Annotated in this window: 17 protein-coding genes and 1 tRNA gene; 5 read left to right on the forward strand and 13 right to left on the reverse strand. The window is 65.9% G+C overall.

Features of this window, described 5'->3' with window-relative positions; genetic code table 11:
• Nucleotides 1-40: 40 nt before the first annotated feature.
• The 6 genes from AC5RVN_RS07600 to AC5RVN_RS07625 form a co-directional block, all read right to left on the reverse strand.
• Nucleotides 41-2,779: a LuxR C-terminal-related transcriptional regulator gene (locus tag AC5RVN_RS07600; RefSeq protein WP_494137528.1), complete on the reverse strand. Its 2,739-nt coding sequence runs from the start codon at nucleotides 2,777-2,779 to the stop codon at nucleotides 41-43.
• Nucleotides 2,780-2,900: 121 nt separating this feature from the next.
• Nucleotides 2,901-3,491, reverse strand: a complete 591-nt coding sequence (pth, locus tag AC5RVN_RS07605) for an aminoacyl-tRNA hydrolase (protein ID WP_494137529.1) — start codon at nucleotides 3,489-3,491, stop codon at nucleotides 2,901-2,903.
• Nucleotides 3,492-3,601: 110 nt separating this feature from the next.
• Complete coding sequence (locus tag AC5RVN_RS07610; RefSeq protein ID WP_494041006.1) at nucleotides 3,602-4,201, reverse strand: 50S ribosomal protein L25/general stress protein Ctc; 600 nt, start codon at nucleotides 4,199-4,201, stop codon at nucleotides 3,602-3,604.
• Between the two features lie 235 nt (nucleotides 4,202-4,436).
• On the reverse strand, nucleotides 4,437-5,417 hold the full coding sequence (locus tag AC5RVN_RS07615; protein ID WP_163164303.1) for a ribose-phosphate diphosphokinase: 981 nt from the start codon (nucleotides 5,415-5,417) through the stop codon (nucleotides 4,437-4,439).
• The gene (gene glmU, locus AC5RVN_RS07620) at nucleotides 5,417-6,898 is read right to left on the reverse strand and encodes a bifunctional UDP-N-acetylglucosamine diphosphorylase/glucosamine-1-phosphate N-acetyltransferase GlmU (protein ID WP_494041007.1); all 1,482 of its coding nucleotides are present in this window, start codon (nucleotides 6,896-6,898) and stop codon (nucleotides 5,417-5,419) included. Before glmU ends, AC5RVN_RS07615 begins: the two co-directional genes overlap by 1 nt.
• Nucleotides 6,899-7,002: 104 nt before the next feature.
• Nucleotides 7,003-7,074: transfer RNA gene (locus AC5RVN_RS07625), tRNA-Gln, on the reverse strand.
• 187 nt (nucleotides 7,075-7,261) lie between these two features.
• Here AC5RVN_RS07625 and AC5RVN_RS07630 point away from each other — a divergent pair.
• Nucleotides 7,262-7,888: a TetR/AcrR family transcriptional regulator gene (locus AC5RVN_RS07630; protein ID WP_494137530.1), complete on the forward strand. Its 627-nt coding sequence runs from the start codon at nucleotides 7,262-7,264 to the stop codon at nucleotides 7,886-7,888.
• 70 nt (nucleotides 7,889-7,958) lie between these two features.
• Here the strand turns inward: AC5RVN_RS07630 and AC5RVN_RS07635 are convergent, their stop codons facing one another.
• The 5 genes from AC5RVN_RS07635 to AC5RVN_RS07655 form a co-directional block, all read right to left on the reverse strand.
• A complete protein-coding gene (locus tag AC5RVN_RS07635; RefSeq protein WP_494104639.1) occupies nucleotides 7,959-9,788 on the reverse strand; it encodes an ABC-F family ATP-binding cassette domain-containing protein in 1,830 nt (609 codons plus the stop codon).
• A gap of 39 nt (nucleotides 9,789-9,827) precedes the next feature.
• Nucleotides 9,828-10,790 carry a 4-(cytidine 5'-diphospho)-2-C-methyl-D-erythritol kinase gene (locus AC5RVN_RS07640; protein ID WP_494137531.1) on the reverse strand — a complete coding sequence of 321 codons (963 nt, stop codon included), beginning with the start codon at nucleotides 10,788-10,790 and terminating at the stop codon, nucleotides 9,828-9,830.
• The gene (rsmA, locus tag AC5RVN_RS07645; protein WP_494041011.1) at nucleotides 10,787-11,659 is read right to left on the reverse strand and encodes a 16S rRNA (adenine(1518)-N(6)/adenine(1519)-N(6))-dimethyltransferase RsmA; all 873 of its coding nucleotides are present in this window, start codon (nucleotides 11,657-11,659) and stop codon (nucleotides 10,787-10,789) included. Before rsmA ends, AC5RVN_RS07640 begins: the two co-directional genes overlap by 4 nt.
• 112 nt (nucleotides 11,660-11,771) lie before the next feature.
• Entirely contained in the window at nucleotides 11,772-12,968 is a 1,197-nt protein-coding gene (locus tag AC5RVN_RS07650) for a resuscitation-promoting factor (RefSeq protein ID WP_494137532.1), read from the reverse strand.
• A gap of 279 nt (nucleotides 12,969-13,247) precedes the next feature.
• On the reverse strand, nucleotides 13,248-14,153 hold the full coding sequence (locus AC5RVN_RS07655) for a TatD family hydrolase (RefSeq protein WP_494104635.1): 906 nt from the start codon (nucleotides 14,151-14,153) through the stop codon (nucleotides 13,248-13,250).
• Nucleotides 14,154-14,315: 162 nt separating this feature from the next.
• Between AC5RVN_RS07655 and AC5RVN_RS07660 the strand changes: the two genes are divergently transcribed.
• Genes AC5RVN_RS07660 through AC5RVN_RS07670 form a run of 3 tightly spaced genes read left to right on the forward strand, consistent with a single transcriptional unit; the run spans nucleotide 14,316 to nucleotide 19,385 of the window.
• Nucleotides 14,316-15,440: an AAA family ATPase gene (locus AC5RVN_RS07660; RefSeq protein WP_494137533.1), complete on the forward strand. Its 1,125-nt coding sequence runs from the start codon at nucleotides 14,316-14,318 to the stop codon at nucleotides 15,438-15,440.
• A gap of 10 nt (nucleotides 15,441-15,450) precedes the next feature.
• Nucleotides 15,451-16,887 (forward strand): DUF58 domain-containing protein, encoded by a 1,437-nt coding sequence (locus AC5RVN_RS07665; RefSeq protein ID WP_494041015.1) that lies wholly within the window; start codon nucleotides 15,451-15,453, stop codon nucleotides 16,885-16,887.
• A complete protein-coding gene (locus AC5RVN_RS07670) occupies nucleotides 16,884-19,385 on the forward strand; it encodes a transglutaminase TgpA family protein (RefSeq protein ID WP_494137534.1) in 2,502 nt (833 codons plus the stop codon). Before AC5RVN_RS07665 ends, AC5RVN_RS07670 begins: the two co-directional genes overlap by 4 nt.
• 39 nt (nucleotides 19,386-19,424) lie before the next feature.
• On the opposite strand, the gene AC5RVN_RS07675 is transcribed toward AC5RVN_RS07670, so the two are convergent.
• Nucleotides 19,425-20,924: an NAD-dependent succinate-semialdehyde dehydrogenase gene (locus tag AC5RVN_RS07675; RefSeq protein ID WP_494137535.1), complete on the reverse strand. Its 1,500-nt coding sequence runs from the start codon at nucleotides 20,922-20,924 to the stop codon at nucleotides 19,425-19,427.
• A 178-nt stretch (nucleotides 20,925-21,102) separates the two neighbouring features.
• Nucleotides 21,103-22,041 (reverse strand): 16S rRNA (cytidine(1402)-2'-O)-methyltransferase, encoded by a 939-nt coding sequence (rsmI, locus tag AC5RVN_RS07680; RefSeq protein ID WP_494041018.1) that lies wholly within the window; start codon nucleotides 22,039-22,041, stop codon nucleotides 21,103-21,105.
• Nucleotides 22,042-22,087: 46 nt separating this feature from the next.
• Between rsmI and AC5RVN_RS07685 the strand changes: the two genes are divergently transcribed.
• Nucleotides 22,088-23,815, forward strand: coding sequence for a dolichyl-phosphate-mannose--protein mannosyltransferase (locus AC5RVN_RS07685; protein ID WP_494137536.1), 1,728 nt, complete (start codon nucleotides 22,088-22,090; stop codon nucleotides 23,813-23,815).
• The last annotated feature ends 4 nt before the right edge of the window (nucleotides 23,816-23,819 follow it).

Consider the following 23,819-nt stretch of genomic DNA (forward strand, 5'->3'; position numbering starts at 1 on the left):
GCCGGTAACGGGGCGGTGGGCGGCTGCCGGCTTGTGGCCGTTAGACGAGTCCAGTCAGATCACCCCTGGAAGTTACGCCGAGCTTTGTGAAGACCTGGTACAAGTGGCCTTCCACCGTTCGGACGGAGACACCCATTTCCAGGGCGATGTCGCGGTTGGACGCGCCGCGGCCGGCCAACCGTGCGATCTGGCGCTCCCGCGCCGTCAGCAGCGGACTGCCGCTGGTGGGCACGATGGGAAGGTTTGCCACAGTTGCAGCCAGGATGTCCAGCCGTGCCTGCGCGGTCCGGGCGGAGATGGAATCTCCGTCCTGCCTCGCAAAATCGACTGCGAGGGCCATGCAGCGGGCCTCCATGGTGTCCAGTTCGAGGGTGGCGGCGATTTCCCCCGCGCCGAGCAGGGTCTTGGCATCCTTGCTGCGGCTTCCCACCGCGACCAGCCGGGCGATCTGCGCAAGGGGGCCTTGCCGGTGAGCCGTGATCTCCTCCAGGAGGCGGAAATCGGCGTCGCTGCCGTTGACGGTTGCTGCCAGCAGGCTGATCCCGGCCAATGTGTATAGACCTGCTCCCAGGTTCCGCCGGGCAGACTGCTTCAGCCCGGCAACGGCCTCGGCGTCGCCCAGCCAGCGTCCCGCCAGCAGAGCACAGAACTCGATGATGCTTTCCGTGGCGAAGCTCGACGTGCCCGTTGTCCGTTGGAGTTTGGTGAGGAACTTGCGTGCCTGGGCCGTGTTGCCAGTTTGCGCGTAGGCAAGTGCTGTAGCCGCATAGGCACAGCGGAGGGCACTCTGGAGCGGTTGGAGCTCCAGTTGCGCCACTGCGGAAATCAGCGGGTCCAGGGCAGCTCCGCCCCTGCCCGAGTAGACGTAGGCGAGGCCGGCAGCAAGTTCAGTGGAAGCACTCCGATACGGGAGGCGGTCGTATTCTCCGCCGCCGGCCGGACCCAGAAGGTCGATGCACCGCCGCCATTGCCCGGCCGTCAGCAGCACCAGATAAGCCTCCCTGGTGTACTGCTCACGCAGCCCCACTACGTGTGAGGCGTCCGTAATCTGCCCTCCGAGCTGCCGCATCAGGCTCAGGGCGTCCATCTCGCGCCCCGTCAGGGCCAATGCCGTCATCAGGACGACGGCGGACTGCATCCGGTAGGCAACATCCGGGTTCCGGGCCGGGTCTGCTGCTTCTTCCAGCTCCGGAACCATGGCCGCGTAGTCGCCGACGAAGGCGCGGTATTCGAACCCGCTGAGGGCTACGCGGTTCGCCGCAGCCACTGCAGGGTGGGGCCAGGCGGCGGTACTTGCCGCGGCATCCAGGCGTTTCCGGGCTTCACCCAGCAGGGCCGGAACCTTGCCTGCCTGTTCCGGATGCGCCACCATCACCTTGGCTTTTGCCGCTACGACGCGGGCGTATTCTTCGACACCCACACTGTCCAGCTCCGGCTGCGAGATGTCGTCCAAGGCAGCAAGGGCCTGGACTGGCAGGTCCAGCTGAAGATAGGCGGCCGCCTTCTGGCGCTGGGCGGGTACCCACTCCTGGTCCGACCGCTTCAGCATCTCCGCATAGGCCAGGGCAAAACGTGGATCGAAAAGCTGGACGGCCGCTTCGGCCGCTGCCAGGGCCAGCGCGGGGCTCAGCTCTGCCTCACACTCGTGCGTCCATGCGGCGAAGGCCATGAGCTCCTCGACCGTCATGTCCGCAGGGTCCGGTTCCCTACCGCCGAGGAGGGTGCTCCGCAGTTCCCGGCGCCGGGCAATGCTTAGCCACGACCGTACGACGTCGCCAATGTACTTCTCACGCAGGGAAACCCAGCGGTGGTCCGAGTCGTCGATCTCCAGCAGGCCGGCGTCCTCCATATCCGCCACTACTTCGGAGCGGTACACGGCCGTGAGCCTGGAGAGTTCCACCCGCCTGGCGCAGGACAGCATTTCGATGACTTCCCGTGTCTCCGGCGTTTCCCGGGACCAGCGGGACCGGACGATGTCATCAAGGCTTGCAGCGCCGTCGAGCACCACTTTGTCGCGAAGGGTCCAGACAGAGTCTGAGAGGACGAGGTTGCCCGAGAGCCGCTGTTCGGTGACGAGCGCTTTCAGCAGCAACGGGTTGCCGCCCACCATGTGGTGATAGGTGCTGACCAGCGACGCCGAGACCCGGTGGCCGAGCAGGGACAACAGAACCTGGCGGGTCTGCAGCTCGTTGAGGTTGCTGAGCCGGACCTCGGTCAGGCGCCTGTCCGTGAGCAGCCAGTGGAAGTCGGCGGGAAGATCGCTGATCTTTGGCGCGACTGCGATGATCTTGGCGGTACCGGTCAGGAGTACATTCAAGAGCACGCCCGCGCTCATGTCGTCAATGCTTCCGGACGTGTCCAGGGTGATGACGCAGCTTCTGCCGGCCGCGTCACTGCGGATCAGTGACGTAATTCCGCGGAGGATTGCAGTGGGAGATCCCATGTAGGCCTGCGGCAGGCGGGCCAGCAGGAAGGAAAGGCAGCCATAGGGCGTGTTGGCGCCGGCAGGCCCGCTTCGCAGCTGCAGGGACCAGACGTCCGCTCCGAGGTCGGAGACTGCGGCGCGGGCGAGGGAAGACTTCCCCACGCCCCTGCCGCCGGTGATGACAGCGCCCAGTGAGTCCTCGCTGACCAGCGCTGCGCGGACGGCTTCGAGGTTCGCGCTCCGGGCCGGCGCCGACCACGGTTGCGCTCCGGGCACGCCGGAGCTTTCACTACTGTGCAGCCCAACGTCGTGAGAAGTTGACCCACGTCCCCAGCTAAGTGGCTCGATTGACATGAACTTATCCCCTACGTCCCGCGATAGCGGGATGTAGCCCCATTGCTCCCCCGCATACGAAAAAGACTACCTCGTGGCACAGACAAGGAAACAGGTACCGGGACTTAAAGTTTTTTTGTTGCTAGCGCTCTGACTTCGCTGGATGGAACTTTTGCTGGGCAGCGGTAAGCCCTTCCCGCAGCAGCAGTTCCACCGCATCGGCTGCCTCGTCCAGCAGGAAAGGCAGTTCCTTCAGCTCCGCCGTCCCGAAATCCTTCAGCACGTAATCCGCCGTGTCCATCCGGCCCGGCGGCCTTCCAACCCCCACCCGGACGCGGAGGTAGTCCTTGGTGCCAAGCGCTTTGGAAATATCCCGCAGCCCGTTGTGGCCGCCTTCTCCCCCGCCGGTCTTGAGTTTCACCGTGTTAAAGGGGATGTCGATTTCGTCGTGTACCGCCACCACGTGGTCCGGGGCGATGCCGTAAAAGCCTGCAAGTGCAGATACGGGGCCGCCCGAGACATTCATGTAGCTCATGGGCTTGGCCAGCACAACGCGGGGACCGCCGATGCCGAGACGGCCCTCCACCACCTGGGCGCGTGCCTTGTGGGTTTTGAATCCTGCTCCCACACGTCCGGCGAGTTCGTCAAGGACCATCTGTCCGACGTTATGCCTGTTGCCCTGGTACTGGGCTCCCGGGTTTCCGAGGCCAACAATCAACCAGGTGTCAGTCATGAATCAATCCTAAGGTGGGGCGAAGGGCGCTCTGGGCGGGGGTTTCGCGGCGGATGCGGCAGTGGCCGGACCCCAGGAGGATCCGGCCACTGTTGCAGAGTGCAGGCTGATTACTCGGCTGCGGTCTCGGAAGCAGCTTCGGCAGCTTCCTCCGTGCCTTCTTCGTCGCCGGACTCAGTTGCCTCGGAGATGTTCACTACGAGGGCATCGGCATCGGCCAGGAGGACGGCGCCCTTAGGCAGGACCAGGTCGGACGCGTGGATGTGCTCGCCGGCCGTGCGGCCTTCAATGCTGACCTCGACGGCGGTGGGCAGGTGGGTTGCCTCAGCCTCAAGGGAGATGACGGTGAGTTCCTGGTTGAAGACGTTGCCCGGAGCAAGCTCACCGACGACGTGGACCGGGATGTCAACGGTGACCTTCTCGCCCTGGCGGACGGTCAGGAGGTCGATGTGCTCGATGATCTGCTTGATCGGGTCGCGCTGGACATCCTTGACCAGGGCCAGGTGGCCTTCGCCGTTGATGTCCAGGGACAGCAGGGCGTTGGCGGTGCGGACAGCCAGGGTGGTGGCCTTGGCCGGGAGGGTAACGTGGATGGGCTCCGCGCCGTGGCCGTAGATGACGGCGGGGATCAGGTTGGCCATCCGGGCACGGCGGGCGTAGCCCTTGCCGAATTCGGTGCGCAGTTCTGCTGCGAGCTTCTGCTCAGACATGGATATCTCCTTGATAACTAAACGGTGTTCAGCAAGGGCGGAGGTCTGTTGCGACCTTCAACGCCGGGCGGCCGTGGCCGGACCCATTTTCGAAGGGAGATTCAGACCCAGTCGATAACGGAGACTGCGGACCGGTACCCGTGGGGGTTACCGGCGCTCTCCCTCGCCAAGGTATCGCTGAAGAGTCTATCAGCGCTGAACCAACTTATTGAAACCGGGTCCGGTCCGCGCGCGGTCAGGCCTTGCCGTCGAACAGGCTGGTGACCGAGCCGTCGTCGAAGACTTCCCTGACCGCACGCGCGATCAGCGGAGCGATGGACAGCACCGTCAACTGCGGGAACCGCTGTGAGGCGGTGAGCGGCAGCGTGTTGGTGACCACCACTTCCCGGGCGCCGGACTCTGAGAGGCGCTGGGCAGCCGGTTCGGAGAAGACGGCGTGCGTGGCGGCGATGATGACGTCCTTGGCCCCGGCGTTCTTCAGCACGTTCACCGCACCGGAGATGGTTCCGCCGGTGTCGATCATGTCGTCGATCAGGACGCAGGTCCGTCCCTCGATCTGGCCCACCACTGTTTTGGAGACAGCCTGGTTGGGAACGGTGAGGTCCCGGCTTTTGTGCACAAACGCCAGCGGGGCGCCGCCCAGGCGTTCTGCCCACTGCTCCGCGACGCGCACTCGGCCGGTGTCCGGCGAAACCACCGTGATGTTCTCGGCATCAACGCGGGTGCGGATGTAGTCGGCGAGCAGCGGGATGGCCATCAGGTGGTCCACGGGGCCGTCAAAAAAGCCCTGGATCTGGGAGGTGTGCAGGTCCACGCTCATGATGCGGTCGGCGCCGGCGGTTTTGTAGAGGTCTGCCACCAGGCGCGCCGAGATGGGTTCGCGGCCGCGGCCCTTCTTGTCCTGCCGGGCGTACGGGTAAAAGGGTGAGACCACGGTGATGCGCTTGGCGGAGGCCCGCTTCAGCGAATCGATCATGATCAGCTGTTCCATGAGCCAGTTGTTCAGCGGCGCGGGGTGCGCCTGGATGACAAAAGCGTCGGTTCCGCGGACGCTCTCGCCGGCACGGACGTAGATCTCGCCGTTGGCGAAGTCGTAGGCGTCCACCGGAAGGAGGTCGGTGCCGAGCTCCTTGGCGATTTCCCGGGCCAGTTCGGGGTGGGCACGCCCTGTGGCCAGCACCAGCTTCTTTTCGCCGCGCGCCGTAATTTCGCTCATTATCGCTTGCCCTCTTCTGTAGGTGCCGGGGTACTTGAGGAATCCTGGGTGGCTGCCTGGGCCAGTTCAGCGGAGCGGCTGCCGGGGCGGTTCGCGGCCACCCAGCCCTCGGTGTTGCGCTGGGCGGCAACCGACAGCACGAGCGCGCCGGCCGGCACGTCCTTCCGGATCACCGCGCCGGCGCCGCTGTAGGCGCCGTCCCCCACGGTGACCGGGGCAACGAAGACTGTGTTGGAGCCTGTCCTGACGCCCGAGCCGATGACCGTCCGGTGCTTCTTCTCGCCGTCGTAATTGGCAGTGATATTCCCGCAGCCAATGTTGGTGTCCTCGCCGATTTCGGCGTCGCCGGCGTAGCCCAGGTGGGACAGCTTGGAGCCGCGGCCGATGGTGACGTTCTTGGTCTCATAGAAGGCACCAATTTTGCCGCTTTCGCCCAGGACGGTGCCGGGGCGCAAGTAGGTGAAGGGCCCGACGGCGGCGTCCGGGCCGATGACCGCCCCTGAACCGTGGGTCCGTACTACTTTGGCACCCTCACCAATGGTGACGTCGGTCAGTGTCGTGTCGGGGCCGACGACGGCGTCCCTCGCCACCGTGGTGGCACCGTGCAGCTGGGTGTTGGGCAGGATCCGGACGTCCTCGTCGAGGGTCACGGATGAGTCGATCCAGGTGGTCGCCGGGTCCACCACGGTGACGCCTGCGCGCATCCAGGCCTCCACGACCCGGCGGTTCAGCTCGGCGCCCAGGGCGGAAAGCTGGACGCGGTCATTGGCGCCTTCAACCTGCCAGCGGTCGGCGGTGACGACGGCCGCGACCCGGCCGCCTGCCTGCCGGGCCAGTCCGAGGACGTCGGTGAGGTACTTCTCGCCCTGGGAGTTGTCGGTGGTGACGTGTGCCAGTGCGTCGCGGAGGACGGCGGCGTCGAAGGCGTAAATGCCCGAGTTGACCTCGCGGATGAGCCGCTCGGCGTCGGAAGCGTCCTTGTGTTCGACGATGCCGGTGACCGTCCCGTCGTCTCCGCGCAGGATGCGGCCGTAACCGGCGGCGTCGTCCAGGACCGCCGTGAGGACGGTGACTGCGTTGGCCTCACGTTCGTGGGTGGCCACAAGCTCGGCCAGCAGGTCTCCGGAGAGGAGGGGAACGTCACCGTAGGTCACGACAACGGTTCCCGTGAGGCGGTCGTGGCCGTCCAGGGCTTCGAGGGCCACCTCCACTGCACGCCCGGTGCCCGGAATGTCGTCCTGGTCCACGATGACTGCGGCGGGATCAAGCTCTGAAAGGTGGCGTGCCACCAGATCACGTTCATGGCGGACCACGACGGCGAGCTGCCGCGGATTGACGCTGCGTGCAGCCAGGAGAGCGTGGCCCACCATGGACCGGCCGCCAATCTCATGAAGGATCTTGGGAGTGCGCGATTTCATCCGCGTACCGGCGCCTGCCGCCAGAACGATGACCGCGGCCGGTCCGGTATTCTCGGGGATCACGTAAGGCTCTCCTTGCTAAGTGACGCTGGCGTTTGCGGTGCCCGCGCGGCCCTAGGCCGTCCCGGCACCGAATGTCATCCTACTGAACGCTCCTCGCACAGCAGTTCCGCCCATAGGATTCGAACCTATACTCCACGGCTCCAAAGGCCGGGGTGCTGCCATTACACCAGAGCGGACCGTGCCGCGGCGCTTTGCCTGGGCACAAGTAGTTATTTTGCCACGGGTTCGGGGCGCCGCGCGACACGGGCCGTTCATCCCCCGGTCCTGCCGCGTTCCGGCCCCGTTCCGGCCCCCGCCTGCCCTCCTGCGGGCGCGGCCGGGCCACTGCAGTTCGGCCGGGGACGCGTAGTGCATGATGGAAATGTGAGCAACAACCCTCCGCGGACACGGATGACCGGCCTTCAGCGGCGGAGCCAGCTGATCGACGTCGGACGGGGCCTTTTCGCAGTCCGGGGACTTGACGGCACCACCATCGAGGAAATCGCAGCCTCCGCGGGAGTATCCAAACCGGTCATCTACGAGCACTTCGGATCCAAGGAGGGGCTGTACACCCAGGTGGTGGACTTCGAGTTCCGCATCCTTTTGGACGCCATCACCACAGCCCTCACCCAGGAGGCAAAGCCGCGGGTCCTGGTGGAACGCGCCGCCCTTGCGCTACTGACCTACATCGAGGACCGCACTGAAGGGTTCCGGATCCTGATGCGCGACGCCCCGCCGTCACAGCCCGAGGGCGCCTTCTCCACCCTGCTCTCCCACGTCACCGCCCGCGTGGAGCATATCCTTTCCGACGAGTTCGACCGCCGCGGCTTCAGCGCCCAGGACGGGGCAATGTACGCCCAGATGCTGGTCGGCATGGTTGCGATGACCGGCCAGTGGTGGCAGGACAGCCGCGAGCCCGACAAACAGACCGTCGCGGCACACCTCGTGAACCTCGCCTGGAACGGCCTCACCGGCCTCAGAAAGGACCCGGAGCTCATGTCCGGGAGCTGATTGGTCCGGCTTCTCTTGCGCGACTGCACGAAGGCCTCCTGCACCACTACTGCCGCGCGTCCCGTTTGGCTTATTCGCCGAGGACTTCCAGGGCTTCCAGCCATTCGAGTTCGAGGGCTTCGCGTTCGCCGGCGAGGTCCTTGAGCTTTTTGTTTTGTTCGGCCAGGGCGTCGAAGTCGTTGTCGGCGGTGCTCTTGACCATCTGGTCGTGAAGCTTCTTTTCCTGCTGTTCGAGTTTGCCGAGCTGGCGTTCGATGCGGTTCTTGGCCTTGCGGGCGTCGCGCTTTTCGGCTTCGGACGGGCCGGCAGGAGCGGCGGCCGGGGAAGCTGACCCGCTGCTGGTGACGGGGTTGCCGCCGCCGGTAATGGTGGAACCGGCCAGGGCTGCTTCCCGCAGTTCCAGGTACTGGTCGACGCCGCGCGGCAGGGCGCGGATCCTGCCGTCACCCAGCAGCGCCATCTGGTGGTCGGTCACGCGTTCCAGCAGGTAGCGGTCGTGGCTCACGACGACGAGCGTGCCCGGCCAGCCGTCAAGGACGTCCTCGACGGCGGCGAGGGTGTCAGTGTCGAGGTCGTTGGTGGGCTCATCGAGCATCAGCACGTTGGGCTCCCCCACCAGCAGGCGCAGCAGCTGGAGGCGGCGGCGCTCACCGCCGGAGAGATCCTTGACCGGGGTCCACTGCTTCTCGTTGGTGAAGCCGAGCTGTTCCACGAGCTGGCCGGCCGTGAACTCCTTGCCGCCCACGCTGAAGGAACGCTTTTCACGCTCGATTACTTCGATGACGCGCAGGTCCGAGACGTCGTCGAGCTCTTTGACTTCCTGGGTGAGCACGGCGGTGACCACGGTCTTGCCGCGCTTGAGCTTGCCGGAGGTGGGTTCGATCTGGCCGTTGAGCAGCTTCAGGAGGGTGGTCTTGCCGGCGCCGTTGACGCCCACCAGGCCGAGCCGCTCGCCGGGGGCGAGGCGGAGGGTGATGTTGTCGAAGAGCTTTTGTCCTTTTTCACCGCCGAGGAAGTCCAGCGAGACGTTTTCCAGGTCCAGCACGTCCTTGCCCAGGCGTGCGGTGGCCATTTTGCTCAGGGCCGTGGAGTCCCGGGGTTCGGGCACGTCGGCGATGAGGGCGTTCGCCGCCTCGATGCGGAACTTGGGCTTGGCGGTGCGTGCCGGCGCTCCGCGGCGAAGCCAGGCGAGTTCCTTTTTAACCAGCTGTTGGCGCTTGCTTTCCATGACGGCCGCTGACCGGTCCCGTTCGGCGCGGGCCAGCACGTATGCTGCATAACCGCCTTCGAAGGGGTCCACAATGCCGTCGTGGACTTCCCAGGTCTTGTTGCAGACCTCGTCCAGGAACCAGCGGTCGTGGGTGACCACCAGGAAAGCGCCCTGGTTCGCCCGCCAGCGCGTCTTCAGGTGCCGGGAGAGCCAGGCGACACCTTCGACGTCGAGGTGGTTGGTGGGCTCGTCGAGCATGATGACGTCGTGGTCCTCGATGAGCAGCTTGGCCAGGGCAACGCGCCGTTTTTGCCCGCCGGACAGGGCGTGGACGTTGGCGTGCCAGTCGACGTCGGACACCAGCCCGCCCATGATTTCCCGGATCTGCGGGTTCCGTGCCCACTCGTAGTCCGCCTGGTCCCCTACGATCGCCGCGCCAACTGTCAGGTCGCCGTCGAGCACATCGCTTTGGTCCAGGTAGCCGACATTAACGTCGCCGCGTTTGGTAACGCGCCCGGAGTCGGGGGTGGACCGGAGCGCCAGCAGGCGCATCAGGGTGGACTTACCGTCACCGTTCCGGCCTACCATGCCGATCCGGTCGCCCTCTTCGAGTCCGAGGGTGATGCCGTCAAGGACGGTGCGGGTTGCGTAGGAGACCGTCAGGTTCTCGCCGCCAAGAAGGTGTGCCAAAGGGAACTGCTTTCTGCTGCTGAGTAGGAACTGAACGTCTTAGAGAAGGGTGTCGGACATGATGCGGGCCCCCGGGACGGGGCCGTGGACGGCGAGTGCGGTCAGGCCGTAGCGCCGCAGGTTCTCCGCCAGGCCTTCGGCAGCCACGGGGTCGTCGGCCAGCAGCGCCACAGTGGGGCCTGAGCCGGAGACGATGCCTGCAATGGCTCCGTGCGCTTCGCCAATTCCCAGCGTATCGCGCAGTGAGGGAGCCAGTTCGATGGACGCCCGCTGGAGGTCATTGACCAGGACCCGGCTCAGGGCTTCGGCATCCCCGCTGCGCAAGGCTGTGAGGATCTGCGGATCCACCCCTGTGGGTTCGGCAACGTCGATGCCCTCTGCTGCCCGCAGGCGGTCCAGCGTCCTGTACACCTCGGGCGTGGACAGCCCGTAATCCGCCGTGACCAGCACCCAGTCGGTCTGCGCCTTGGCCAGGGCCGGGGACAGCTCATCGCCGAGGCCCAGGCCCACGGCAGTTCCGCCAAGCAGGGAAAAGGGGACGTCGGCGCCAAGCTCCGCGGCAAGGTGCGCGAGTTCTTCACGGGACAGCCCGCTGTTCCATAAGGCATCACAGGCCAGGAGCGTGGCGGCAGCGTCAGCAGAGCCGCCACCCATGCCGCCTGCCACCGGCACCCGTTTGGTGATTTCCAGATGGACCCCGGTGGCACGCTCTGAGACGTCCGCCATGATGGCTGCCGCCTTGTACGCCAGGTTGTTGCGGTCCAGCGGAATATCGACGTCGTCAAGGTCCAGCGTGCTGTCCGGGCTGAGGCTGACCGTAATGCCGGGGGCCTCGGTGCTGGTGGCCGCCACCTCCTCATACAGGGATACGGCAAGGTACACGCTGGCCACGGAGTGGTAGCCGTCGGGCCGGAGTGGCCCGACGTCGAGGGAGACGTTGACCTTCCCCGGAGCCTTGGCGCGGACGGTTCTGGCGGTAAACCGTCCCGCCGGTGCCTTCACGGCCGCGCCCCGCGGGCTTCCGCGATCTTGGCGAAGGCTGCAATGTCGATCACTTCACCCCTGGCTGTGGGGTCGACGCCGGCGGCCAGCAGGCAGCGCTCGGCTTCTGCCGCGCTTCCGGCCCAGCCGGCGAGGGCGGCGCGGAGCGTCTTGCGGCGCTGCGCGAAAGCGGCATCTACCACGGCGAAAACCTGCTCACGGGTTGCTGTGGTGGCCGGAGGGTCGTGGCGGGTGAAGGACACCAGCCCGGAATGGATCTTGGGTGCGGGCCAGAAGACATTCATTCCAATGACGCCGGCTTTGCGCATCCGGCTGTACCAGGCAGCCTTTACCGAGGGCACGCCGTAGGTTTTGGAGCCGGGGCCGGCAGCAAGGCGGTCAGCCACCTCATCCTGCACCATCACCAGCCCATGCTGCAGGCTGGGGAAGTGCTGCAGCAGGTGCAGCACCACGGGCACGGCTACGTTGTAGGGCAGGTTGGCCACCAGGGCGGTGGGCTGGACCGGGAGTTCTGTGACCTTCATGGCGTCGGCCTGCACCAGGTGGAAGGTTCCAGCTGCAGCCGGGCGCCACTCCTTGACCGTGGCCGGAAGCTTTGCGGCCAGTACGGGGTCGATCTCCACCGCGACCACCGAGGCGGCCGCGTCCAGCAGCCCCAAAGTCAGCGATCCCAGGCCGGGCCCCACTTCCAGGACTGTCTCGTCCGGGCCGACACCCGCCGCGGCCACAATCCTGCGGATCGTATTGCCGTCAATGACGAAGTTCTGGCCCAGTGTCTTTGTTGGCCGGACGCCTATCTCTTCCGCCAGCCGGCGTATGTCGGAAGCACCAAACAACGGTGCGGGCGCGGCGGGGATGGGTTCAGTCACCTAGGTATCCTATCCCGCGCGCCACTTGCGCCCGGCGTCGTTAAGTGCTGCGGCCGGCCCCGGAAGATCCGGAGCCGGCCGCTTTGCCCCGCAGGGCCTGGGTCAGGTGGCGTCAGCTGGTGGCAGCCCAGCCGCAGCCCCACGGCTGCAGGCCGCGCTGGGCGTAAACGCGGTTGGCAATATCGATCTGCTGTGCTTTGGTGGCGAGGCTGGCGTTGGGGGCGTAGGCGCCGCCGCCGGATCCAAGCCAGGTCCGGATATCGAACTGCAGGCCACCGTAGTAGCCGTTGCCGGTGTTGATGGACCAGTTTCCGCCTGATTCGCACTTGGCGACCTTGTCCCACATGGCCTCGTTCATCATCGCCGGGGCGGCGGCACCGGTGTTGGCAGCTGCACTGGCCGCCGGAGCGGGGGCCGGCGCTGCCGGAGCCGCAGCTGCCGGAGCCGCAGGTTTGGCCTTGGTGCCCACGGTGATCTTCTCGGTCACGGGCTGCACGGTGACAGCTTCGGACACGAGCGTGCGTGACGCTTCGCGGCCGTCAACCAGCACCAGTTTGTAGGTCTTCTCCATCTTGCCGGCAGTACCAGCCTGGGTAACTTCCTTTTCGCCCTTCAGCAGCTCAGCGCTTTCCTTGGTCTCCGACGGGAAGGCGACGTCCTCGGTGGTGACCGCAGTCTGGCTGGTGTCCACGCGGGAGACCTTGATGACCATGTTGTTCACTACGTGCGCATTCGCAGGCTGGGATATCCGGTCATTGGCGCCAAGGGTAAGCCCTGCATCTTCCAGTACCTTGCCGACGTTGGCGGCAGTTGTCGTGGCGGTCTGCACGTTGCCGTCAGCAACAATGCTCACGGACTTGGGGGTGGAAATTGAAACGAAGGACCCTGCTACCGAGAGCTGGGCGTCCTTGGGAACGGAAACCAATGATGCACTTGCGACACCAAGCTCCGTCACGAGTCCGGCGACATTCTGGGCCGTGGTGTTCACTGTTTTTTCAGAGCCGTCCAGGCTGACCTTGACTTCTTTCGCCATGTTGACGTTGATGACCGTCCCGTTCTGGACGGTTGCATCCACGGCCGGCGAGACCCTGTCGGCCGGCTTCAGCTCGACGTTGGCGCTCTTGACCACCTGGCCGACTGTTCCACCAAAGGTCTGAACGGACGTTACCTTGCCGTCGACGTTCAGCGTGATGGTTTTGTTATTGCCCACGAAGGCTACGAGACCCACCACCAGTGCGCACAGCACCAGGAGCTGGGTCCCAACCTTGATGTAGCTGAACTTGCCGTCCGTTGTGAAGAACTTGACCACGATTGCCCGTTACTTTAGGTCCTTCCGGGCACGGGGATAGCGCAATAAAAGGCCCGGCACTATCCCAAAAGGGCGGGTCCGGGCATCATTGCGGCGCCACACTACGGCATCAGGCAGGCTGGAACCAGGGTCGGCAGAAACCTGCTGCGAATCGAGTGCATTTACCCGGCGGCCTTCCCCGACCCCGGCTAATGAATTCCTACTGTAACCGTAGCGTTATAAAGGGACCAATATTTGTGAATACCCGGTATGCAACTCAGGTTCCGCCGCGTTGTGATCTTAATCCCAGGATCCGTAGGCCCGCAGCGTGTTCTGCTGGATTCGGTTGCACAGCTCTGCCAGGTCCGTACCTGTCAATTCGGCCATGGAACGGACTGTGTACGGGACCATGTAGCTGGCGTTGGGGCGGCCCCGGTGGGGATGGGGTGTCAGGAAGGGGGCGTCTGTTTCCACCAGGACCAGGTCGGGATCCGCCACGGCGAGCGCGGCCCGCAGGTTGGTTGCGTTCTTGAAGGTCACGGTGCCGGCGAAGGACATCCACCAGCCCTCTTTATTACAGACAGCTGCCAGCTCCTCATCGCCGGAAAAGCAGTGGAAAACCACCCGTTCCGGAGCTCCTTCTTCCGTCAGCACCTGCACCACGTCGCGGTGTGCATCCCGGTCGTGAATTTGCAGCGTCAGGTCCAGCCGCTTGGCGATGTCGATATGCCGGCGGAAGGAATTCCGCTGGTGTGCCAGGCCTTCCCCTTCGGTGCGGAAAAAATCGAGCCCGGTCTCGCCGATGGCCCTGACCCTGGGGTGGGCGGCGAGCCGCTCAATTTCCGCCAGGGCCGCTTCCAGCTCACCGCGCTCGGCGTAGCGTGGAGCGTCATTGGGATGCAGCGCCACAGCTCCCAGCAGCCGCGGATCCAGATCCAGCGCCTGCACCGTAAACCGTGAGGACTCGAGATCGCAGCCCACCTGTACCGCACCCTGGACCCCCACGGCCGCCGCCGCGTCAAGCGCCTCCTTGATGCCCACCGGAGCCTTCCCGTCCGGGAAATCCAGATGCGTGTGGTTGTCCATTACAGGCACCGGCAAAGGCTCGGGCGCGGGCGGATATTCCCGTTTGGGGGAAGTTCCGGCTTCCTGGCCGCCGTCTCCGGCGTTAGCCCGGTAAGCGGCGGGGATCAGCGGATTGCACATCCATCCACCCTAACCGGGAACAGTCCCCCAGATTTATTGGAACTCTCTGTCAGCCGAAGCAGTTGTGTTAGTAGTCTGGTACGAACACATGCGGTCGCCCACCGACGGGCGAAGGCAGGGCTTGCTGTCCGTCCAGGTGAATGCCTGGCTGAAAGGTTGCCGATGGAATCCCACCGACGCACTGCCAACGATGTGAGCGCTGCGAACCGCAGTCTGGCGGGGTTCGCAGACCCGGTCAGCCCCCTCAACGGGCACCGGCAAACGGCAATGGACCCCTCATCATTCCACGCCGCCAGCGAGCGGATCCTGACCACCATCAACACAGTGATCGACGGTAAGTCCGACGCCGCGAAGCTGGCGCTGACCGTCCTGCTGGCCCAGGGGCACCTGCTCCTGGAGGATGTTCCGGGCGTGGGAAAGACGCTGTTGGCCAAAACTCTCGCCAGGACCATCGATTGCACCGTCAACCGGATCCAGTTCACGCCGGACCTGCTGCCCTCCGATGTGACCGGCGTTTCCATCTACAACCAGTCGTCCCGGCTCTTCGAGTTCAGGCCGGGTGCGGTATTCGCCAACATCGTCATTGGTGATGAAATCAACCGTGCCTCAGCCAAAACCCAGTCCGCCCTGCTCGAATGCATGGAAGAGCACCAGGTGACGGTGGACGGTACTTCCTACCGGCTGGATGAACCCTTCATGGTGGTGGCAACACAGAATCCGATCGAGATGGAGGGCACGTATCCGTTGCCCGAAGCCCAGCGGGACCGCTTCATGGCACGCATCTCGATGGGTTATCCGGACAAGGACTCTGAGATCGAGATGCTTGAGACCCATCAGGCAACGTCGCCGCTGGCAAAGGTCTCGGCCGTGGTAACCAGTGCCGATGTCGCTGCCATGATCGCCACCGTCCAGCAGGTCTACGTCTCGCAGGCCGTGAAGGAGTACACGGTATCCGTGGGCAGGGCCACCCGCGAGAGTCCGCTGCTCCGCCTGGGCGCGAGCCCCCGTTCCATGCTGCAGCTCCTGCGGGCTGCCAAGGCCACCGCGGCCCTTGACGGCCGTGACTTTGTGCTCCCTGACGACGTCGTGCAGGTTGCGGAAGCTGTCCTGGCCCATCGGATTATCCTGGACCGCAAGGCCGCCGGAGCCGGAGAGACCCCGCACAGCGTCCTTCGCGGCATCCTGTCCAGGCTGCCGGTCACGCAAAGGCCCGCTGATACAGGGACCAGGACTTCGGGGTCAATGAACCGGAACACCCCCGTCCCGGGCCTGAGCCGGAACCACTAGGCGGTTTTCCATGGTGCTGCCGGACAAACTGCCCCGACACCTCTTCACCCGGCGGGGCTGGGGAATGCTGGTGGCAGGCGCGGCGGCACTTGCCGCGGCACAGGTGATGGGCCGCAGGGACCTGCTGAGCCTGGCTGTACTGCTGCTCGTCCTTCCGCTGGTTTCCCTTGCCGGGATCCGCCTGGTGAAACCGCGTTTCCAGGTGTACCGGGAGTTCAACCCGTCACCGGTAGAAACCTCGGCCCCCACCACCGTGCGGCTTGCAGTTGCGCGGACGGGCGCAGCCACCGGCAGGGCGACGATGGAGGAAAGGCTGCCGGCACGGTTCGGGGAGTCGCCCGCCTTCCGTTTTCCGTCCCGTTCGGCTACCGGCGGCACCAGCCGGTATGAGTACCACCTGCGCTCCACGCAGCGCGGCCAGTTCCTTATCGGTCCAGTGACGGCGGAGTTCACCGATCCCTTCGGGCTGTCACTGCACCGGCAGGCGATAGACGACGGCGACACCCTCACCGTGACGCCCGCCGCCGTCGCGCTCCCCTTGACAGGGCTCGCCGGTGCCCGCGGCAACGACGGGGTCACCGCGACCAGGATCCGGGCAAACCCCAGCGACGACGACGTCATGACGCGCGAGTACCGCCACGGTGACCCGATGCGCCGGGTGCATTGGGCAGCCACAGCGCGCCACGGTTCCCTGATGGTCCGGCAGGAAGAATCGGTCACGACGCCCGAGGCCACCATCATCCTGGACCAGAGGTTTACCGCTTTCTCCGGCGGGTCAGGGGCAGTACCGTCCGGAAGCGCAGCACTGGGCGGCCACTCCATGGTCAGCAGCGCAACCTTCGAGTGGGCTGTGGTTGCCGCCATGTCCATCAGTGCCCACCTCGCTGAGCGCAACTACGGCCTGCGCGTGCTGGACGTCCGCGGGGAACCGGCGTTTTTGCGTTCGCCCTCGGCCCCGGAACCCGGCGTGGAGGAATACAGGGGGGCATCCGGGCTTCAGTCCATCGCCGAAAGCCTCGCGGCAATCCAGCTCACAGGGCCGCATTCCCGCCGCGAGGCCGGGCGGAAGGACATTCCCGGCCCCCGGGATTTCCATGGGCACCAGGACTCCGGTCCGGCACCCTTTGATGACAACCTGATGGACAAGTTGTCAGCGCACCGCATGCGGGGACCGGTAATCGCTGTCTTGGGAAGGATCTCACCCTTGGAAGCCCTGTCCCTCGCCCCGGCCGCCGGTTACGGCACCAATGCGTTCGCCATCATTGCCACCGACCGCCCCGCGGATTTCGAGGACGCACTCGAAAAGCTCCGGCAGGGAGGCTGGCGGGCGGCTGCCGTGCCGCCGTCGGTATCCGTTGCAGCAGCCTGGAGCCACTTCGACCAGGACCCGGCCCTGCCGGAAACCCAGTCCGCAGAGGTCCGCCGCGGAGCGGAGGTGGCAGGATGACCATTGCGCCGCCCCGGAACACCGGAATGGACCAGCAACCGGCAGCGCCGGCAGTAAACGCAGCAGGACGTCCCCCGGTTGGGCCCTACCCGTGGATGATGGCAGGTTCCATTGCCGTGGGCGTGGCCGGGGCTGCCCTGTCCTTGAACGGGGTTCTGCGGGGCTGGGGCTGGTACTGGCCCGTGCTCACCACGGTGCTGATGGTCTGTCTTGCCCTGGCCGCCTTGCGTGCGGTGCGGGCGCAGCCCCTGCTGGTCACCGCCGGCGGGTTCCTTGCGCTGGGCACCGTCCTGACCCTGACGTTTTTCCGCGGCTCCAGCTTTGCCGGCATCATCCCCACCGGGGCGAGCCTGGCTGAACTTAATCGGCTGATCCGCCGGGCCAGCGAAACCGTGCTGTCAGAAACTGCCCCCGTAGCCCCCAACGTGGGCATCGTGATGGTGATCTGCGCCGTTTTGGGCCTGGCAGTGATCCTTGTGGACGCGCTCGCGGTGCCGCTGGGCATGCCTGCCGCCACGGGTGCGGGGTTGCTGGCCATCCTCGTGGTGCCGGCCATGATCAAGCCCCAGAGCGTTGGGTTCTGGGGCTTCACTGCCGCCGTGGCCGGATACCTGATGATCCTGGCCTGCAGCCAGTGGTTTGTCCCGGACCCCCGGATTGCGGCTGATTCCGCCCGCAACCCGGGCCAGGTCCGGCGGGCTGTTCTGACAGGGTCGGTTGCCCTGGTTGCCACCCTGCTGGTGCCGCTGGCAATTCCGGGCTTTGACCAGGGCACTTTCCCGCAGGGTTCCCGCCTTAATCCCTGGGGCACGTCAACGGGCCTGAACCCGATGATCACCCTGGGCAACAGCCTGCGGACTCCTGCCGGCACCGGACGGATCACGTACGCCACCAATTCCACGAAACCGCTGTACCTGCGCTCAGTCACCGTGGACCATTTTGACGGCGACTCGTGGGGCCCGGATGACCGCAACGCCTCCCGGCGCTCCCTTAGCAGCCAGATCGACCCCGGCTATGTGGTCCTTGCGGACGAACAGCAGCCGGTGGTGACCGCGATTGATGCCGGAACATTCACAAGCCCCTACCTGCCGGCCCCATATCCCCCGGAATCCGTGCGCGGCCTTAACGGCCGGTGGACCTGGGATCCGGCCACCCTGAGCATCAAGGGAACGGACACCACCTCCCGGCGGCAGGAATACCTGGTCCGGTCCTCAGTTCCGAAGCTCACTGCCGGGCAGTTGGCCCGGTCTTCGGCGGCGGTGCAGGGCATCGAGGACGACTTCACCAGGATCCCGGGGAATATTCCCGAGATTGTCCGGGCTACGGCGGGCACGGTGGCCGGTTCCCGCGCCACGCCGTATGAAAAGGCCATGGCGATCCAGAGGTACCTCCGCTCCGCGGAGTTCACCTATTCCCTGCAGTCGCCCGTGCAGGGCGGCTATGACGGAAACGGCCTGTCGGTCCTTGCGGATTTCCTGGATGAGAAAAGCGGGTACTGCATCCACTACGCGTCGGCCATGGCCGTAATGGCAAGGCTGGAAGGAATTCCCAGCCGCGTCGCCGTTGGCTATGCCCCCGGCAGGTTAACGGGTGCCACCGTCTCCGTGGCAGGCGAGGGCGCGTTGCCCGAGTACGAGGTGGACGCCCGGGACGCCCACGCCTGGCCGGAACTGTACTTCCAGGGTTTGGGATGGGTGCCGTTTGAGCCCACGCCCTCCCGCGGGTTCGTTCCCGACTACGCCTCGGAGGCATCAGCCCCTTCAGCGCCGGGTGCTCTTGAGAACAATGACGATCTGGTCCCTGACGCGATCCCTGCTCCTGCGCCGGCACCAAGCGCCGCTCCCCTGCCCGCTCCCGGGGGAGGCGACGGCGGCACAGATACCGGCGTGCAGTTGCTGCCCCTGCTCCTGGGCCTGGGCGGTGCCTTGGGAGTTGCCCTTCTGGCAGTTGCGCCACGCCTGGCCCGGCAGGGCATTAGGGCACGCCGGCTTCGGGCGGTGGATCCAGGCACGGCCGCGGTTCTGGCGTGGAGCGAGATGGTGGACCTGGGGACTGATTACGGCCTGCCACCGCAGCCCAGCGAAACCCCGCGCGCCTACAGCGCCCGCCTCCGGGAGTCCGCGCTGCTCGGGGAACAGGGCGGAATGGACGATGCTGCCCACCGGGCCGCTGCAGCACTGACCGCAAACTTCGAACGCCGCGAGTACGGTCCCCCGCCGGCAGTGGCAGATGCGCCGGCGGGCAACGGCAAAGCCGGCCCCCGGGCCTCAACTGATGGCCAGGACGTGACCGGCGCCCGGATCGCAGCACTTGAATCAGCCTTGCGCGCCCATGCCCCCACCCTGCGAAGGCTTCGTGCATTGTGGGTGCCGCCGTCGGTGATCGGGCTACTGGGACGCCTGCTCGTGGCGCCGTTCCGTGGTGCCCAAGCAGCAGCGGTCCAGGCAGCAAGAGCCGCCGCACGCTTCTGGTCAGCCCGCTGGTCTGCGCGTTCCTGACCCCGGCGTGCGGCGGCTTTGCCAGCTGGCGGAAAAGGACTACCCGGCGTAGGGGTCGGCGATGCCGATGTACTGGGTGTAGAGGTATTCCTCAATGCCTTCGAGGCCGCCTTCGCGCCCCAGTCCTGACTGCTTGACCCCGCCGAACGGTGCCGCTGCGTTGGAAATGACCCCCGCGTTCAGGCCAAGCATGCCGGTTTCCAGCCGTTCGCCCATCCGGATGCCGCGGTTGAGGTCCTTGGTGAAGACGTAGGCCACCAGCCCGTATTCGGTGTTGTTGGCCAGCCGGACCGCGTCATCTTCGCTGCTGAAGGTGATGATCGGGGCAACCGGGCCGAAGATCTCTTCCGACAGTATGCGGGTACCTTCGCTGACGCCGGAGAGGATGGTGGGCTGGTAGAAGTAACCCGGGCCCTCCACGGGCCCCCCGCCCAGCACTGCTTTGGCGCCCGAGGAGACGGCGTCGGACACCAGTTCGTGGACCTTGTCCCGGCTTTTCGCGTCAATCAGCGGGCCCACCTTGGACTCCGGTTCGGTTCCGCGCGCGGTGGTCATCTCCTTCATCTTCGCGGCGAACTTCTCCGCGAATTCCGCTGCGACGGACTCGTGCACGATAAACCGGTTGGCAGCGGTGCAGGCCTCGCCCATGTTCCGCAGCTTCGCCAGCATGGCGCCTGCAACGGCGGCATCCAGGTCGGCGTCCTCGAAGACCACGAACGGCGCGTTGCCGCCAAGCTCCATGGACGTGCGCAGGACAGTTTCGGAGGCATCGGCGAGCAGACGGCGCCCAACCTCGGTGGAACCGGTGAAGGAGAGCTTGCGCAGCCGGGAGTCCTTGATCAGCGGGCCTGTAGTGGCACCCGCTGTTGAAGTGGGGATGACGTTCAAGACACCGGCGGGCAGGCCCGCCTCCATCATGACGGCGGCGAACAGCTGGGAGGTCAGCGGGGTCAGGTTCGCGGACTTCAGCACCATGGTGCAGCCCGCGGCAACAGCGGGAGCGATCTTTCGGGTAGCCATGGCCAGCGGGAAGTTCCACGGGGTGATCAGCAGGCAGGGGCCAACCGGTTTCTTGGTGACCAGCAGGCGGGACTTGCCGTCCGGGGACACGGAGTAGCGGCCAAAGGCACGGACGGCTTCCTCGGAGAACCAGCGCAGGAACTCTGCGCCGTAGGTGACTTCACCGCGGGCCTCTGCCAGCGGCTTGCCCATCTCCATGGTCATCAGCAGGGCAAAGTCCTCGGCACGCCCGGTCACGAGCTCAAACGCGCGCCGCAGGATCTCGCCGCGCTCGCGCGGCGGGACCTTTGCCCAGGACTCTTGGGCGGCAACGGCGGCATCCAGCGCCGCGGCACCGTCCTCGGGGCCGGCGTCGGCAATGCTCAGCAGCACTTTGCCGGTAGCCGGATCCTCGACATCAAAGGTTTTACCTGTTGCGGCGGCCCGCCACTCACCATTGATGAGCAGGCCGGTAGGAACAGAGGCCAAAAGGGCGCTTTCGCGTTCTGCGGAAACGGCCGGCTGTGCAGTGACAGTCACGATGACTCCCTCGTCGGTGGGGTGTTGCAGCCCCGGCGGCGGCCGGAGTAGCCGCCGTCGTCCTGGCTGATTAGTTGCCAGACTACTGCTGCGCCACCAGCCGGTCTACGCCTTCACGCACTGCAGAACCACTGAAGGGCTGTGCACCTGCACAGCCCCGGCGGGCTGTTGGGGCCGGCTACCGGGCGGCCAGAACAGCGGAGTAAAGCTCCCGCTTGCTCACCCGGACGTCTTCCGCGACGGCTGCAACAGCCTCCTTCAGGCGGATTCCCTGGGCCACCAGTTCATTGACGGCAGCCACGTGGTCCTCCGGCGTTCCAGCTTCCTGTTCCGGTGCGCCTGCCAGGACGACGGCAATTTCACCACGGACCTCGGTGGTTTCTGCCCACTGCAGGAGCTCGTTAAGGGAGCCCCGGATCACTTCCTCGTAGGTTTTGGTCAGTTCCCGGCACACGGCCACGCGGCGGTCGGGGCCGAAACGCTCGCGCAGCGCCCGCAGCATCACCTCCAGCCGGTGCGGCGCTTCGAAGAACACCATCGTCCGGCGCTCCCCCGCCAGGTCCGCCAGGCGGGACGCGCGCTCGCCTGCCTTCCGCGGGAGGAATCCTTCAAAGCAAAAGCGGTCCGTGGGCAGGCCGGACAGCGCGAGCGCCGTCAGTACAGCTGACGGGCCGGGGACGGCAGTGACCTTGAGCCCGGCGTCGACGGCACCCTCCACCAGCCTGAACCCCGGATCGGACACCGAGGGCATCCCTGCGTCGGTAACCATCAGCAGTGTCTTGCCTGCCCGCACCTGGTCAAGAAGCTCGGCGGTCCTGGCTGCTTCGTTGTGCTCGTGATAGCTGATCACCCGCCCCGCTACGGTGACGCCCAGGCTCTGCACCAGCCGGTGCAGGCGGCGGGTGTCCTCGGCGGCGACGATGTCCGCGGTGCCCAGCAGCTCCACGAGGCGGGCAGAAGCATCGCCCGTGTTTCCTATCGGTGTGGCCGCCAGCACGATCCGCCCATCCGCCGGCGCCGCAGCTCCTGCATCCGCCACCCTTACCGGCTGTTCTCCGGTTTCCTCATCGTGGGTGGGAGTGCCGGAATCAGGGAAGGGGCTGGGGTTAGTTTCCACGCCACCAGCCTACTGCTGAGGAGCGCGGCCAGCCGCAAAAGGTAGCATGGGGCTCGTGACGCAGACCTCGACGCGGCCGGCCGGGGCCGGGTACCCCACGCCCCCGGCGTCCGGCTGTTCCACCCCCGACGTTGAGGGCCGGCCCGCAACCTTTCCTGCCCGCCCGTGGGTCAGCCGTCCCGTTGATGCCTTCACCGCTGAGTCCCTGCAGGCGCGGCTCCTGGGATCTGTCCAGAGCTGGCGGGACTACCCGCCGTCGCTGCGGCTTTGGTTTTTTCTGGTCCCTGTCCTGACTGCCGCAGCCGGCGGGGTCCTGAGGTTCTTCCGGCTTGAGACGCCGCACAAGCTGGTTTTTGACGAAACGTACTACGTCAAGGATGCCTACTCCTACCTCGTCAGCGGTTATGAGCGCAGTTGGCCGGACAAAGCCAATGATTCATTCAACGCCGGTAACCCCGCGCTGCTTCTGGATACTCCCGAGTACGTCGTCCACCCCCCGGTGGGAAAGTGGATGATCGCCGCGGGCATGTGGCTCTTCGGCGCGGACAATTCCTTCGGGTGGCGTTTCGCTGCTGCCCTGACCGGAACCCTGTCCGTCCTGCTCCTGTCGCTCATAGCGCTGAAACTCTTCCATTCGCTTCCCCTGGCCGGCGCGGCAGGACTCCTCCTGGCCGTGGACGGCCACCACCTGGTGATGTCCCGGACTTCACTGCTGGATATCTTCCTGATGTTCTGGATCCTCGCAGCGTTTGGCGCCCTGCTGATGGACCGGGATGACGGCCGACGCCGGCTTGCGGCGCGGCTGGGCAAGGTTGCCTCGGCCGACGGTGGGCTTCCCGGCACCGCCGCGTTGCTCTCCGGACCCTGGCTGGGCATCCGCTGGTGGCGGCTGGCGAGTGGCGTATTCCTGGGGCTTGCCGTGGGAACGAAGTGGTCGGGGCTGTTCTTCCTGGCCGTTTTCGGAATCCTTACCGTCCTGTGGGACCTGAACGCACGGCGGGTAGCGGGAATCCGCGGCTGGATCAGCGGCGGCGTGATCAAGGACGGCATCCCGGCATTCCTGGCTATGGTTCCGGTTGCCGCGCTGGCCTACACCGCCACCTGGACCGGCTGGTTCCGCTCCGACGACGCCTACTTCCGCCGCTGGGCACAGAGCAATCCGTCCGCTGAATGGGGCTGGCTGCCGGAATCGGTCCGGTCCCTGGCGCACTACCACCTCGAAGCCTACAAGTTCCACCAGGGCCTGGGGTCAGAGCATCCGTACGAGGCCAGCGCCTGGAGCTGGCTGGTGATGGGCAGGCCAACGTCGTTCTTTTATGAGTCGCCCCAGCGCGGCACCCCGGGCTGCGACGTGGACAAGTGCACCTCCGCCATACTTTCTGTTGGTAATCCCATCATTTGGTGGGCGGCAGCCATATCGCTGGTGGTGCTCCTGTTCTGGTGGGCCGGGCGCCGTGACTGGCGGGCCGGAGCCGTGCTGGCCGGAGTGGCCGCAGGCTACCTTCCGTGGTTCATGTACCCGGAGCGGACCATGTTCTACTTCTATGCGGTGTCCTTTGAACCGTTCCTGGTACTGGCCCTCGCGTACTGCCTGGGGCTGGTCCTGGGCAGGACGACGGACCCGCCGTGGCGCCGCCGGTCCGGCCTGTACCTGGTGGCCCTGTTCGTGGCCGCAGCAGTCCTGTTGACAGCCTTTTTCTATCCTGTCTGGGCGGCTGAGGTCATCCCGTACCAGGAGTGGCGGCTCCGGATGTGGATGCCTTCCTGGATCTAGGGCA

Source organism: Arthrobacter sp. sptzw32, from assembly GCF_059089735.1.

Bases quoted from the DNA above. Each gene is read 5' to 3' on its own strand.
- AC5RVN_RS07600 (WP_494137528.1), bottom strand. From the start codon at position 2,779: ATGTCAATCGAGCCACTTAGCTGGGGACGTGGGTCAACTTCTCACGAC.
- pth (WP_494137529.1), bottom strand. From the start codon at position 3,491: ATGACTGACACCTGGTTGATTGTTGGCCTCGGAAACCCGGGAGCCCAG.
- AC5RVN_RS07610 (WP_494041006.1), bottom strand. From the start codon at position 4,201: ATGTCTGAGCAGAAGCTCGCAGCAGAACTGCGCACCGAATTCGGCAAG.
- AC5RVN_RS07615 (WP_163164303.1), bottom strand. From the start codon at position 5,417: ATGAGCGAAATTACGGCGCGCGGCGAAAAGAAGCTGGTGCTGGCCACA.
- AC5RVN_RS07655 (WP_494104635.1), bottom strand. From the start codon at position 14,153: ATGTGCAATCCGCTGATCCCCGCCGCTTACCGGGCTAACGCCGGAGAC.
- AC5RVN_RS07660 (WP_494137533.1), top strand. From the start codon at position 14,316: ATGGAATCCCACCGACGCACTGCCAACGATGTGAGCGCTGCGAACCGC.
- AC5RVN_RS07665 (WP_494041015.1), top strand. From the start codon at position 15,451: ATGGTGCTGCCGGACAAACTGCCCCGACACCTCTTCACCCGGCGGGGC.
- AC5RVN_RS07670 (WP_494137534.1), top strand. From the start codon at position 16,884: ATGACCATTGCGCCGCCCCGGAACACCGGAATGGACCAGCAACCGGCA.
- AC5RVN_RS07685 (WP_494137536.1), top strand. From the start codon at position 22,088: ATGGGGCTCGTGACGCAGACCTCGACGCGGCCGGCCGGGGCCGGGTAC.